Origin of the sequence: Streptomyces sp. NBC_00659 (assembly GCF_036226925.1) — a bacterium.
In the GTDB taxonomy this organism is placed as follows: Bacteria; Actinomycetota; Actinomycetes; order Streptomycetales; family Streptomycetaceae; genus Streptomyces.
The window spans coordinates 4,717,020-4,730,833 of sequence record NZ_CP109031.1; the positions used below are offsets into that span (position 1 = coordinate 4,717,020).

General features: G+C 70.0%; 8 protein-coding genes and 3 tRNA genes. 8 read left to right on the plus strand and 3 right to left on the minus strand.

The window, feature by feature from the left end:
• Positions 1–186: 186 nt before the first annotated feature.
• The 3 genes from OG410_RS20395 to OG410_RS20405 form a co-directional block, all read right to left on the minus strand.
• On the minus strand, positions 187–2,427 hold the full coding sequence (locus OG410_RS20395) for a DEAD/DEAH box helicase (protein WP_329300513.1): 2,241 nt from the start codon (positions 2,425–2,427) through the stop codon (positions 187–189).
• Between the two features lie 385 nt (positions 2,428–2,812).
• Entirely contained in the window at positions 2,813–3,331 is a 519-nt protein-coding gene (locus OG410_RS20400; protein ID WP_329300514.1) for a hypothetical protein, read from the minus strand.
• Positions 3,332–3,522: 191 nt separating this feature from the next.
• Positions 3,523–4,770 carry a serine hydrolase domain-containing protein gene (locus tag OG410_RS20405; protein ID WP_329300515.1) on the minus strand — a complete coding sequence of 416 codons (1,248 nt, stop codon included), beginning with the start codon at positions 4,768–4,770 and terminating at the stop codon, positions 3,523–3,525.
• A 162-nt stretch (positions 4,771–4,932) separates the two neighbouring features.
• On the opposite strand from OG410_RS20405, the gene OG410_RS20410 reads away from it, so the two are divergent.
• From OG410_RS20410 to hrpA, 8 genes are all read left to right on the plus strand, one after another.
• Entirely contained in the window at positions 4,933–5,283 is a 351-nt protein-coding gene (locus OG410_RS20410; protein ID WP_326790896.1) for a metallopeptidase family protein, read from the plus strand.
• Between the two features lie 146 nt (positions 5,284–5,429).
• Positions 5,430–6,962, plus strand: a complete 1,533-nt coding sequence (locus OG410_RS20415; RefSeq protein ID WP_329300516.1) for a metallophosphoesterase family protein — start codon at positions 5,430–5,432, stop codon at positions 6,960–6,962.
• A 200-nt stretch (positions 6,963–7,162) separates the two neighbouring features.
• Positions 7,163–7,235: transfer RNA gene (locus tag OG410_RS20420), tRNA-Glu, on the plus strand.
• Between the two features lie 48 nt (positions 7,236–7,283).
• A tRNA-Asp gene (locus OG410_RS20425) sits at positions 7,284–7,358 on the plus strand.
• 24 nt (positions 7,359–7,382) lie between these two features.
• A tRNA-Phe gene (locus OG410_RS20430) sits at positions 7,383–7,456 on the plus strand.
• Positions 7,457–7,527: 71 nt separating this feature from the next.
• A complete protein-coding gene (locus OG410_RS20435; RefSeq protein WP_329300517.1) occupies positions 7,528–9,156 on the plus strand; it encodes a hypothetical protein in 1,629 nt (542 codons plus the stop codon).
• Between the two features lie 156 nt (positions 9,157–9,312).
• Positions 9,313–9,690 carry a hypothetical protein gene (locus tag OG410_RS20440; RefSeq protein ID WP_443063772.1) on the plus strand — a complete coding sequence of 126 codons (378 nt, stop codon included), beginning with the start codon at positions 9,313–9,315 and terminating at the stop codon, positions 9,688–9,690.
• A 71-nt stretch (positions 9,691–9,761) separates the two neighbouring features.
• Positions 9,762–13,763, plus strand: a complete 4,002-nt coding sequence (gene hrpA, locus OG410_RS20445) for an ATP-dependent RNA helicase HrpA (protein ID WP_329300518.1) — start codon at positions 9,762–9,764, stop codon at positions 13,761–13,763.
• Positions 13,764–13,814: the final 51 nt, after the last annotated feature.

Genomic DNA, 13,814 nt, shown 5'->3' on the forward strand with positions numbered 1-13,814 from the left:
AGAGGCGTCTACCGTCCCAGGCGTCGACCTGGCCCCCAGCCGTCACACCCTCCACACAAGTCAGCTGATATTACAGGGAGTTGACGGGTGAACAGAAACGCTTTTCCGCGGCTCGCCCCGGAAACGACGATGTGGCCCCCACCCGAACCGGGTGGGGGCCACATCACTTCACCGAGCTAGTCGGCGTCAGCCGTTGCGCTTCCAGCGCGGCTTCTCGTCACGGCGGAACGAACCGGGAGCGGTGCCGGTGCCGGTCGTGCGGTGGTCGTCGCGACGGCCGGTCGGGCGGTCGTGGCCGGAGCGGAAACCGCCGCCCGCGGGACGGTCACCCTGGCGGTCACGGTTGAAGGGACGGTCGCTGCCCCGGTGGCCACCGCTGCGGTTGTCGTCACGGCGCTCGAAGGAACGGCCGCCACGGTCGTCACGGTTGAAGCCGCCACCACTGCGGTTGTCGTCACGACGCTCGAAAGAACGGCCGCCACGGTCATCGCGGTTGAAGCCGCCACCACTGCGGTTGTCACGGTTGAAGCCGCCACCGCTGCGGTTGTCGTCACGACGCTCGAAAGAACGGCCGCCACGGTCATCGCGGTTGAAGCCGCCACCGCTGCGGTTGTCACGGTTGAAGCCGCCACCACTGCGGTTGTCGTCACGACGCTCGAAAGAACGGCCGCCACGGTCATCGCGGTTGAAGCCGCCACCGCTGCGGTTGTCACGGTTGAAGCCGCCACCACTGCGGTTGTCGTCACGACGCTCGAAAGAACGGCCGCCACGGTCATCGCGGTTGAAGCCGCCACCGCTGCGGTTGTCGTCACGGCGGAAACCACCACGGTCGTTGTCACGACGCTCGTAGTTGCCCCGCTCGTCACGGCGCTGACGCGGCTCGTACGCGGGACGCTCGGCCGGCTCGGCGGCGACGGTCTCGGCGGCCGGAGCCTCGACGACGGCCTGCTCGGCCGCGGCCTCGGCAGCGGCGGCGACGGCCACCTCCGGGTCCTCGCCCCGCTCACGCGCGGCACGGGCGACCAGACGGTCGGCCTCGCCGCGCAGCTCGACGGCACGGCGCTGCGCGCGCTCCAGCTCCTTGGTGAGCTGCGTGACCTCACGCTCGGCCTGCTGGGCGGCGTCGCCCGCGGACTGCGCCTGGACCTCGGTCATCGAACGGGCGCCGGTGATCTCGGCGACCTCGGGCTCGAAGGCCGTACCCGAGTTGATGATGTGACGCGCGGCGTCGACGCCCGCGTCCTCCATCAGCCGGAAGATCTGGCGGCGCTGGTGCGGCAGCGACAGCGACACGACGGTGCCGGAGCGGCCCGCGCGAGCGGTACGGCCGGAGCGGTGCAGGTAGTCCTTGTGGTCGCCGGCCGGGTCCACGTTCAGGACCAGGTCGATGCCGTCGACGTGGATACCGCGGGCGGCGACGTCGGTCGCGACGAGCGCGTTGACGTAACCGTCCTTGAAGTCGGCCAGCGTCCGCGTACGGGCGCCCTGCGTCATGCCGCCGTGCAGCGCGTCGGCCTTCACACCGGCGTCGCGGAGCTGCTCCGCGATGCGGTCGGCGCCGAGCTGGGTACGGACGAAGATGATCGTGCGGCCCTTGCGGGACGCGATCGCGGCCGTGACCGGCGCCTTGTCCTTGGGCTTCACGATGAGGATGTGGTGCGACATGGTCGTGACGTTGCCCTGGGCGCTGTCGACCTCGTGCGTCACCGGGTTGGTCAGGTAGCGCTTGACCAGCGTGGAGATCTCGTTCTCCATCGTGGCGGAGAACAGCATGCGCTGGCCGCCGGCCGGGATCTGGTCGAGCAGCTCGGTGACCTCGGGCAGGAAGCCCAGGTCCGACATCTGGTCGGCCTCGTCGAGGACGGCGATCTGGGTGTTCTCCAGCGAGCAGGCGCCGCGGTTGATGATGTCGCGCAGACGGCCCGGGGTGGCGACGAGGACGTCGACGCCGCGCTCCAGGGCGTAGATCTGGTTGCCCATCGACGTACCGCCGCAGACGACCTTCATCTTCAGGCCGAGGACGTCGCCGTAGGGCTGCAGCGCGTCGGCGACCTGCATGGCCAGCTCACGGGTCGGCGTGAGGATGACGGCGCGCGGCTTCTTCTTCTCGGTGTGGCCGCCGGCGAGCTGCGCCAGGGTCGGCAGACCGAAGGAGAGGGTCTTGCCGGAGCCGGTGCGGCCGCGGCCGAGGATGTCCTTGCCGGCCAGGGCGTCCGGGATGGTCGCGGCCTGGATCGGGAACGGGCTGGTCACGCCGTTCTGCGCGAGCTTGCGGACGACGCCCTCGGGAAGACCGAGGTCGGAGAACGTGAGCTCGGGGGCGGACTCGACGGCCTCGACGGTCTCGATGACCTCGATGGCCTCGACCGCGTCGTCGTTCTCGTTGTTCTCGGGCACGACGATGTGGTCAGTACTGGAAACAGACATGCGAAATGCGAACCTTCCGGAGTTCTTCGGCACGCGCCCAAACTCCGTGAAGTCGCAAACGACCGCCTCTATGCGGTCCGGCCACGGCAAGGGAGAGTACGCGCCACGCGGCGCTCTCTGCGGCGGCGCCGGGCAAATGGGATCAAACGATCTACTACCATACGCACCCTTCCCCCATGAAGGCAAATTGAGCCCCATACGAACAGGCCAGGGTGCGTTCCTAGCCACCTGCTCGCTTCATCAAAGCTACCCCGCCCGCGCCGCCCGCGCTGTTGTGCCGGCCACATCCACGGCTCCGACATCCGTGAACCCCGCCACATCCGCCTCTCCCCGGACACGGACGCCCGCTCCACGGATACGGGCATCGGCGGTCCCCGGGGCCGGGCTACACGGGCGAGCCCGCCTCCGGGGCCGGTTCCCGCTGGATCAGTTGCGTCACCGGCGGCTCGTGCGCCGACGACGACGGCTCCGGCGTTCCGGGGTCGGGCGGCGACGGCGGCGGGGGCTCGGGCGACGGCTCCGACGTCGTACGCGTGGGGGTCGGCTCGCCGCCCGGCGACGCGGTGTCCTTGGAGGGGGTCCCGCCTTTGTCCGGCGCCTTCTCCGACGGTTTCGCCCCCGGGGACGCCGAGGCCGACGCGTCGGCGGACGCGGACTCCCCCGGCTTCGCCGAGGCCTTGCCGCCCTTTCCGCCCTTTCCGCTCTTCACACTCTTCCCGCTGTACGACCCGGCCCCGCCGCCGCCCACGGCGGACCCGCCGCCGGGCACCCCGTCGGCCCGCCGGCCCGCCGAGTGCGAGGGCCCCGGCAGCCCCGCGTCGTCGCCGACGCTCATGCAGCCGGCGGTGGCGGCCGCGGCCAGGACCACGGCGGCCAGACGGACGGGTACGTACAAGGCACGCACGAGCGGCCACCTCCGAACGGGGTGTCCCCCGCCCGCAAGGAGCCGGGAGCGTGGGGAGAAACGGGAGTTCCCCCTTCCAACTCCCGCCGCCCGCGGGAGGACACGCGCCCTCCGGGCCCAACCGGGCCCGGAGGGCGCGGCGGAGACCGCTCCCGCCGCGCGGTGCGGCACGATCCTGGAGGTGCCGGGCGTCAGCCGATCGCCAGCGGGGTCTCCGGTGCCAGCGCGGCCGCGATGCGCCGGGCGACCACCTCGGCCATGTTGCCGTCGGGCGTGTCCTTGGTCTTGGTGGCGTTGACCGCGATGGCCAGACGGTCGGACGGGAGATACGCCTGGATCGCCGCGTAACCCGAGAACGACGGGTTCTGCAGGACCCATCCGTTGATCACGATGACACCGAGTCCGAAGTGCCTGGCCTCCGTCTGCTCCAGGCAGACCGTGGCGGGGCACTTGGCGGTCGGGTGGCCGAGACCTACCGTCCCCGGGTTGAGAAGAGTGCGGTAGGAGCGCTGCGAGAGGAGCTCGCCGCTGCCGATGGCCTGTGCCGAACGGGCCAGGTCACAGACGTGCGTGGTGATCACGGCGCCGGGCGCGGTGGTCCACGACGGGTTCCAGAAGGTGGACTCCTCGTACAGGCCGCGCTCGGACGTGAAGGCGTGCAGGGCCGGACGCGGGATGTCGGGGGTGAAGTTGTTCCGGGTGTTGTCGAGACCCAGCGGACCCGTGACCCGCTCCCTCAGGAACCTGTCGATCCGGGTACCGGTGATCTTCTCCAGCGCCTGGATCAGCAGCAGGTAATTGGCGTGCGAATAGCTCCAGTTGGTACCCGGCTCGTACCAGAACGAGTGGCTGTAGGGGTACGCGAGCAGCTGCCGCGGGGTCCAGCTGCGGAACGGGTGGGCCTCCAGCTCGGCCAGGAAGGCCGGGTCGGTGACGTAGTCGTGCAGCCCGGTGGTGTTGGTGGCCAGCATCCGCAGGGTGATCCGGTTCGCCTTGGGCAGACCGGGCAGCCAGCGCTCCACGGTGTCGTCGAGGCGGACCCTGCCCTCCTGGGCGAGCTGGAGCAGGGCCGTGCCGACGTACGAGAACGCCACGGAACCGGCGCGGAAGTGCATGTCGGGCCGGGCCGGGACACCGGTCATGGACTCACCGAGCGCGTCGGTCAGGACCTCGCGCCCGTCGCTGGTGACCTTCAGCTCCACCGACTTCAGACGCAGGTCGGCCTTGGCCTTCCGGGCGATGGCGAGGACCTCGCGGGCCTCCGGGCCGAGAGGTCTCCCGGTCCTCACACAGTCGCCGCTGCCGTGGCGGGCGTCCGCCCGGGCGAACGCCGGCGCGGCGGCGGTCTGGACCGTGACGGCGAGCAGCGCGGCGCACAGGAGGACCCTGCGGGCACGGGAGCGCGCGCCGCGACGGGCCGGGGAAGGGGTGCGTGTCATGCCCGCACTATCACCGGACGGTCGAGGGCAATTCGACAGAACACTCCGAAAATGCTACGAGACACCCCATGTGGGGCAGGCGCCGGGCTCCCCGCCGGATTCAGGCCCCTCCGGGTCTCCGTCGTCCGCCGCCACCGGCACGCCATCCCCGACAATGGCCAGGTGCTGGAGATGACGCGCGAAACCTTCGAAGAGCTCGTGAGCCAGGCGCTGGACCGGATCCCGCCCGAGCTGACCCGGGTCATGGACAACGTCGCCGTGTTCGTCGAGGACGAGCCTCCGGCGGACGATCCCGAACTGCTGGGGCTCTACGAGGGCACCCCGCTCACCGACCGCGGCGAGTGGTACGCCGGAGTGCTCCCCGACCGCATCTCGATCTACATGGGCCCCACCCTGCGTACGTGCGAGACCACGGACGAGGTGGTCCACGAGGTCGCCGTGACCGTGATCCACGAGATCGCCCACCACTTCGGCATCGACGACGACCGGCTGCACGAACTGGGCTGGGGCTGACCCCGGCCGCCGACGGGCCGCGGCCATAGGCGAGCCGCCCTCCCCCGCGGACCCGGCCCGGCACGACGCCCGGCCGCCCGCACTCCCGCGGCGCGAGGGTGACGGAACTCCGCATACCGGCCCCACCCCTTGGGCAGACGGGACAAATGGCCCGCGACCCCGTTGCCGCAACCGCCACCGTCCGCCGCACGGCCGCCCGCGCCGGACGGGCGCTGCACGCGCTCGCCCGCCGCCGCCCCGGCCGCCGCAAGAGCACGGTGCCCGAACTCGCCGCCCGGCAGAATCCGTACGCCCGCGCCCTCGGGCTGCTGTGCGTGGTGGTGCTCGGCGCCTGGCTGGGGCTGCTGGCCGTGGGCGACGTCCGTGTCCCGGTCGGCCCCATGAACACCACCATGACCCTGCGCCCCTCCCTCACCGGCGGCACAAAGATCAACATCTCCCCTCTCGGGGCGCTGGAGCTGCGCAGCCACGAGGCCCCGCTGCGCCTGGACGTGGATGTGGACCGGCTCGACCCGGAGCGCTCCCAGGCCCTCGTCGACCACCCGGAGCGCCTCTCCGGCCTCCAGGACGAGGTCGTACGGGACGTCGAGCACGGCACCCTCGACCTGGCCGTCCGCTCCTGCATAGCGGTGGTCTCCGGCGCCACCGCCCTCGGCCTCGCGGTCTACCGCCGCCCGCGCCGGGCCCTCACCGCCGGCGGCCTCGCCCTCGCCCTGCTGGTCGCCTCGGGAGCGGCCGCCTTCGCCACCTGGAACCCCAAATCGGTCCTGGAGCCGAAGTACTCGGGGCTCCTCGCCTCCGCACCGTCCCTGGTCGGCGACGCCCGCAGCATCGTCAGCGAATTCGACGTCTATCAGAAGGAGTTGGCGCGCCTGGTGACGAACGTGACGAAGCTGTACGACGTCACGTCCACCCTCCCGGTCTACCAGCCCGACCCGACCACGATCCGGGTGCTGCACGTCTCCGACATCCATCTGAACCCGGCGAGCTGGAAGATCATCGCCTCGCTCGTGGAGCAGTACGCGATCGATGTGATCGTCGACTCCGGCGACACCATGGACCACGGCTCGGCAGCCGAGAACGGCTTCCTGGACCCGATCCCGGACCTGGGCGCCCCGTACGTGTGGGTCCGCGGCAACCACGACTCGCGTGAGACGCAGCGCTACCTCGAACGCCTGAAAAACGTGCACGTCCTGGACGACGGCCGGGCGGTCACGGTCGCGGGTCTGCGCTTCGCCGGCATCGGCGACCCCCAGTTCACCCCGGACCGCGCGCTCGCGCCGGGCGGCGACGCGGCGGAGGGCCTGGCGGGCGCCCGTCTGGCCTCGGCCCTGCGCGACCAGCGCGCCGCGGGCACCCCGGCCGACATCGCCGTCGCCCACGAACCGCTCGCCGCCCGCGGGACGGACGGCGAGGTGCCCCTGGTGCTCGCCGGTCATCTGCACCACGAGGAGATGGAGGTCATGAAGTACGGCACCCGGCTGCGCGTCGAGGGCTCGACGGGCGGCAGCGGGCTGCGCGCCGTCGAGGGAAGGTACCCGGACCCGATCGAGGCATCGGTCCTCTACCTCGACCGGGACACCCGCCACCTCCAGGCCTGGGACGAGATCAAGCTCGGTGGTCTCGGCCTCACGACGGCCGAGATCAGCCGCCATCTCCCCGAAGGGAACCGGCCCTGAGGCCCGCCTCCCTATCTGGTTTGGTCCGCGTCCAGACCACGTAGTACAGTCTGTTCGTGCCCAAGGGCGCCGGTCAGGGCTTGACCGTCCCGAGCTTCTGTCGAAGCGAAGGAGAAGCCGAACCCCTCGGGGGGAAGCGGAGTCACATGCTTCTCACGTCCCTTCGGGAACGCGAAGACGAAGCAGAGCGGTACTGGCTCGCCCTCATCGTCTAGCGGCCTAGGACGCCGCCCTTTCAAGGCGGTAGCACGGGTTCGAATCCCGTTGGGGGTACGCAACACCGTGTGGGACACTGGTTACACGTCGCACGCAAAAAAGCTTGGTCCTGTGGAGCAGTTTGGAGTGCTCGCCACCCTGTCAAGGTGGAGGCCGCGGGTTCAAATCCCGTCAGGACCGCTGAGGTTTCTTCGGAAGCCTCGTGGCTGGGTAGCTCAGTTGGTACGAGCGATCGCCTGAAAAGCGATAGGTCGCCGGTTCGACCCCGGCCCCAGCCACAAGAACGAAAACCCCCTCCGGGTCAATCGGAGGGGGTTTTCGTCGCTCACGGGGACCTTAGGGGGGTTTCTTGAGACATATCGCCAGAGGACTGGTGACGGCCGGTGCCGTCCTGGTCGGCACCTTCGCAATACCCGGCACGGCCCACGCCGCGGGGCCGAACGTCAAGGACGCGTACAGCGACCAGGCCGACTGGTCGGTGCTCGACGTCCGCCTGAACTACAGCGGCTCGGTCGACAGGATCACGGCCAGGCTCCGCCCGGCGGGCAGCGACGCGTCGGACGCGCCCGTGGCCACGATCACCGACTTCACGCTCAAGTACGACTCCAGCTCGTGGGAGGGCACCTGGGCCTCCCAGCCCATCCATCTGGACACCCTGGGCGACTACACGGTCGACATCGAGGCCACGGACTCCTCGGGCGAGACCACCGTCGAGCAGAACGCCGGCACTCTGCGGTACCAGAAGCAGCCCGTCATCACCGGTTTCGCCGTCACGCCGACCGAACCGGACATCGAACACAAGACGGTCACGGCCGCCGGCGACATGGTCGTCCGCGACCCCAGCACCCGCGAAACGGTGCCGCTGCCCGGTGCCACCGTCGACCTCACGTTCGACCAGAACATCGACACGACCGCCGTCACGGACGGCACCGGCCACTTCTCCGCCTCCCATGAGACGACGGCGGGCGGCTGGACCTTCGCCCAGTACAGGGGCGACCTGGGCTTCGCCGCCAGCCCCTGGGTCGACGTCAGGCCGAAGGCCGCGCCCACCCGGATCGTCCTCGACAAGAGCAGCTACCACGTCACCGCCGGCGACAAGATCAACGTCACCGGCACGCTCCAGTACCAGAGCGGCACGGAATGGAAGCCGCTCTCCGGCAGCCCGCTGGAGATGGACTACAAGGACTGCACCACCTGCAGTCCCACCGCGTCGACCACCGACGCGAACGGCCGCTTCTCCTTCGTGAAGCACCCGTACGGCAGCAAGAGCATCTACGAGGTGGCCTTCCAGCCGTACCCGTACAACCCCTTCATCCAGCGCACCTCGACCGCCGACGTCACCGTCGCGGTCACCGCCACGACGAAGTTCACCGAGTTCACGGCGCGACTGGACGAGTACGCGCGGCTGGAGGTCACCGGCAGCGTCGACCTGGTCGGGCGGGACACCAACGACCGGATCGCCGTCGACATCCAGTACTCGGCCAACGGCACGACCGGCTGGAGCACCAAGAAGACGGTGCAGACCACCAACAGTTCGCAGTTCATCGTCGAGAGGCTTCCCGGCTACACGGACGGCTACTGGCGGCTGCACTACGCCGGCTCCACCACCAAGGACATCAAGGGCGGCGTCAGCAGCAGCCTGCGCAGGAACCGCGCCCTCACCCGGATCAAGGACGCCAACGCGTCCCCCGAGCCCGTCACCAAGGGCCGGACGATCACCGTGAAGGGCGTGCTCCAGGAGCGCGCGGCGGGCAGCACCACCTGGAAGGCGTACGGCGCCAAGAAGGTGCAGATCCTCTTCCGGCCCAAGGGCAAGACGACCTGGTACCTGATGTCGACCGTCACCACGGCGTCGAACGGATCCTTCAGCAAGGGATTCAAGGCCCAGCAGGACGGCACCTGGGTGCCCGTCTTCTCGTACCCCGACAGCAAGCACTTCGTGGGCGAGGGCAGGGAGGACTACGTCGACGTGCGATGACACGCGCGCGGACGGCTGAGGAGGGGCGGATCCGGAAGGGTCCGCCCCTCGTCGCACACCGGGACGGGCGTGACCGGTAAGCGGCGGTCCGCTTGGCACCGCACCCGGTCGACGCTAGCTTCTCTGGCTGATCGATCAGTTCTTCGGGGGGATGACATGAGCCGGGACGAGACCGCGGCGATGCGGGACACCGAGCTGGAGAAGGACCGGGCCCGGTACGGGCTGATCGCGGTCGTCATGAGCAATCTCGGCATCGCCGGCGTCGCGATCTTCGGGGTCTGGCGGCTCGACGGCGACAAGGCCGTGATCGTCGGTGTGCTCACCGCCGCGTTCACCGCGGTGAGCAGCATGACCACCGCTTACCTGGGCATCAAGGCCATCTCCAACACCGCCCGGTCCATCGCCCTGGGATCGGTGTCCCGGCGGGAGCCCGCGCACGCCCCGGCCAAGACCCCCGCGCCCGACGCCGGTACCCCCGTGCCCGCCACGCCCGCCGCCGACGCGCCCGCGCCGCCGGCACAGCGCGCCCCCTGACACCCCCGTCCCCACAGCCGCGGCAAAAGGGTTCGCCACGGATTTCCCCGGGATGAGATCCTGGACCGCGTATGTCTACGCACCCCGCCCCCGCCCTCGGCGATCTCGCCGCCCGCCTGCCCCAGCTGTCCCTGCGCGACGCGCACCGGCTCGGGCGCAGGCTCGAAGGCGCGCGCAAGATCCGCAAGCCCGAGGCCCGCTCCGCCGTCTTCGCCGAGATCGAGGCGGAGGTCGTCCAGGGCGAGGCCCGCATGGCCGCGCGCCGCGCCCGCGTGCCCGCCATCACGTATCCCGAGCAACTGCCGGTCAGCCAGAAGAAGGACGTGATCGCGGAGGCCATCCGCGACCACCAAGTGGTGATCGTCGCCGGTGAGACCGGGTCCGGCAAGACCACCCAGATCCCGAAGATCTGCATGGAGCTGGGCCGTGGCGTCCGCGGCATGATCGGGCACACCCAGCCCCGTCGTATCGCCGCCCGTACCGTCGCCGAGCGGGTCGCGGACGAGCTGGACACGCCGCTCGGCGAGGCCGTCGGCTGGAAGGTCCGCTTCACCGACCAGGTGAACCCGGACGCCACCTTCGTCAAGCTCATGACGGACGGCATCCTGCTCGCGGAGGTCCAGACGGACCGCGAGCTGCGCGCGTACGACACGATCATCATCGACGAGGCCCACGAGCGGTCCCTCAACATCGACTTCCTGCTCGGCTACCTCGCCCAGCTGCTGCCCAAGCGGCCCGACCTCAAGGTCGTGATCACCTCAGCGACCATCGACCCGGAGCGTTTCTCCCGGCACTTCGGGGACGCCCCGATCGTCGAGGTCAGCGGGCGGACGTATCCCGTGGAGGTGCGCTACCGCCCGCTCCTGGAGGAGGACTCCGAAGACTCCGACCGCGACCAGATCACCGCGATCTGCGATGCCGTCGAGGAGCTCCAGGCCGAGGGCAAGGGCGACATCCTCGTCTTCCTGTCGGGCGAGCGCGAGATCCGCGACACGGCCGACGCGCTGACCAAGAAGAACTATCCCCGCGCCGGAGGCGCTAATGGGCAGGGCACCGAGGTGCTGCCCCTGTACGCCCGGCTGTCGCACGCCGAGCAGCACCGCGTCTTCCAGGCGCACACCGGGCGCAGGATCGTTCTGGCGACCAACGTCGCCGAGACCTCGCTGACCGTCCCGGGCATCAAGTACGTGATCGACCCGGGCAACGCGCGCATCTCCCGGTACAGCCACCGCACGAAGGTGCAGCGGCTGCCCATCGAGCCGGTCTCGCAGGCCAGCGCCAACCAGCGCAAGGGCCGCTGCGGCCGTACGTCCGACGGCATCTGCATCCGGCTGTACTCCGAGGACGACTTCCTCGCCCGGCCGGAGTTCACCGACGCCGAGATCCTGCGCACGAACCTCGCCTCCGTCATCCTCCAGATGACCGCGGCCGGCCTCGGCGACATCGAGAAGTTCCCGTTCATCGACCCGCCGGACCACCGCAACATCCGCGACGGCGTCCAGCTCCTCCAGGAGCTGAACGCGCTGGACCCGACGGAGAAGGACGCACGCAAGCGGCTCACGCCGACCGGCCGCAAGCTCGCCCAGCTGCCCGTCGACCCCCGGCTCGCCCGGATGGTCCTGGAGGCCGACAAGAACGGCTGTGCGCGCGAGGTCATGGTGATCGCGGCCGCGCTCTCCATCCAGGACCCGCGCGAGCGGCCGTCCGAGAAGCAGGCGCAGGCGGACCAGCAGCACGCCCGCTTCAAGGACGAGACCTCCGACTTCCTGGCCTTCCTCAACCTGTGGCGCTACATCCGCGAGCAGCAGAAGGAGCGCGGCTCGTCCGCGTTCCGCCGGATGTGCAAGCAGGAGTACCTGAACTTCCTGCGCATCCGCGAGTGGCAGGACATCTACAGCCAGCTGCGGACCGTCGCCAAGCAGATGGGCATCCATCTGAACGAGGAGGACGCTCCCGAGCAGAGCGTCCATGTGTCCCTGCTCGCCGGTCTGCTCTCGCACATCGGCATGAAGGACGTGAAGGAGACCGGCGGCGAGAGCGGGCGGAGCACGGGGAAGAACGAGTACCTGGGCGCGCGCAGCGCCAAGTTCGCGATCTTCCCGGGCTCGGCGCTCTTCAAGAAGCCCCCGCGTTTCGTGATGTCCGCCGAACTGGTCGAGACCTCGCGGCTGTGGGCGCGCGTCAACGCCCGCGTCGAGCCGGAGTGGGTCGAACCGCTGGCCGGCCATCTCCTCAAGCGGACGTACAGCGAACCGCACTGGGAGAAGGACCAGGCCGCCGTGATGGCGTACGAGAAGGTCACGCTGTACGGCGTACCGATCGTCGCGCAGCGGAAGGTCAACTACGGGGGGATCGACCCGGAGGCCAGCCGCGAGCTGTTCATCCGCAACGCGCTCGTCGAGGGCGACTGGCGTACGCACCACAAGTTCTTCGCCGACAACCGCAAGCTGCTCACCGAGGTCGAGGAGCTGGAGCACCGCGCCCGCCGCCGGGACATCCTGGTCGACGACGAGACCCTGTACGACTTCTACGACCAGCGGGTGCCCGAACACGTCGTGTCCGGGGCGCATTTCGACTCCTGGTGGAAGCACAAGCGGCACGAGGAGCCCGAACTCCTCGACTTCGAGCGCTCGATGCTCATCAACGACCGGGCCGGCGCGGTCTCGAAGGACGACTACCCCGACTCCTGGCTCCAGGGGCGGCTGAAGTTCCGGGTGACCTACCAGTTCGAACCGGGCGCGGACGCGGACGGCGTGACCGTCCACGTCCCGCTCCAGGTCCTGAACCAGGTCACGGACGAGGGCTTCGACTGGCAGATCCCGGGGCTGCGGGAGGAAGTGGTGACGGAGCTGATCCGTTCCCTCCCGAAGCCGATCCGGCGGAACTACGTCCCCGCGCCCAACTTCGCCCAGAAGTTCCTGGAGCGGGCGGTACCGCTCCAGGAGCCGCTGACGCTGACGATGGCGCGCGAGCTCAAGCGCATGGTCGGAGTACCGCTGACGGCAGACGACTTCGACTGGGCACGGCTCCCCGACCACCTGAAGATCACCTTCCGGATCGTCGACGAGCGGCGCCGCAAGCTCGCCGAGGACAAGGACCTGGAGGCGCTCAAGATCCGGCTGAAGCCGAAGGCGCGCCAGGCGATCTCGCAGGCCGCCGCGGCGACGGCGGAACGCGAGGGCGGCGAGTCCCTGGAACGCTCGGGGCTGACGGACTGGACGATCGGCTCGCTCAGTCGCCTCTTCGAAACGCGCCGGGCCGGCCAGCCGGTGAAGGCGTACCCGGCGCTGGTCGACGACGGCCCCGCGGCGAACACCGTCTCCGTGCGGCTCTTCGACACGGAGGCCGAGCAGGCCGAGGCCATGTGGAAGGGCACCCGCCGGCTGATCCTGCGGAACATCCCGGTGAACCCGGGCAAGTTCGCCTCGGACAAGCTCACCAACGCCCAGAAGCTCGCCCTGTCCGCGAACCCGCACGGTTCGGTCCAGGCGCTCTTCGACGACTGCGCGATGGCCGCGGCGGACAAGCTGATCGCGGACTTCGGCGGCCCGGCGTGGGACGAGGAGTCCTACCGGAAGCTGTACGACAAGGTGCGCGCCGAGATCGTCGACACGACCGTGCGCACGGTCGGGCAGGTACAGCAGGTGCTCGCCGCCTGGCAGGCCTGTGAGCGCCGCCTGAAGGGCGTCAGGAGCCCGACCCTGCTCGCGAACCTGGCGGACGTACGCGGGCAGCTGGACGCCCTGGTGAAGCCCGGTTTCGTCACGGCGACGGGACTGCGGCGGCTGCCGGACCTGATGCGCTATCTGGTCGCCGCGGACCGCCGCCTCCAGCAGATGCCGACCGGTGCCCAGCGGGACACCAGCCGCATGGAGAAGGTCCACGAGATGCAGGACGAGTACGCCTGGCTCCTGGAGCAGCTTCCGCAGGGCCGGCCGGTGCCCTCGTCGGTCCTGGACATCCGCTGGATGATCGAGGAGCTCCGGGTCAGCTATTTCGCCCACGCGCTGGGCACCGCGTACCCGGTCTCCGACAAGCGGATCGTGAAGGCGATCGACGCCGCCGTCCCGTAACGGCGCCCGCACGTGCGGTGAGTTCGACCCCGGGCCTGAGCTCATGTACAG

Bases quoted from the DNA above. Each gene is read 5' to 3' on its own strand.
- OG410_RS20395 (WP_329300513.1), bottom strand. From the start codon at position 2,427: ATGTCTGTTTCCAGTACTGACCACATCGTCGTGCCCGAGAACAACGAG.
- OG410_RS20405 (WP_329300515.1), bottom strand. From the start codon at position 4,770: ATGACACGCACCCCTTCCCCGGCCCGTCGCGGCGCGCGCTCCCGTGCC.
- OG410_RS20415 (WP_329300516.1), top strand. From the start codon at position 5,430: ATGGCCCGCGACCCCGTTGCCGCAACCGCCACCGTCCGCCGCACGGCC.
- OG410_RS20440 (WP_443063772.1), top strand. From the start codon at position 9,313: ATGAGCCGGGACGAGACCGCGGCGATGCGGGACACCGAGCTGGAGAAG.
- hrpA (WP_329300518.1), top strand. From the start codon at position 9,762: ATGTCTACGCACCCCGCCCCCGCCCTCGGCGATCTCGCCGCCCGCCTG.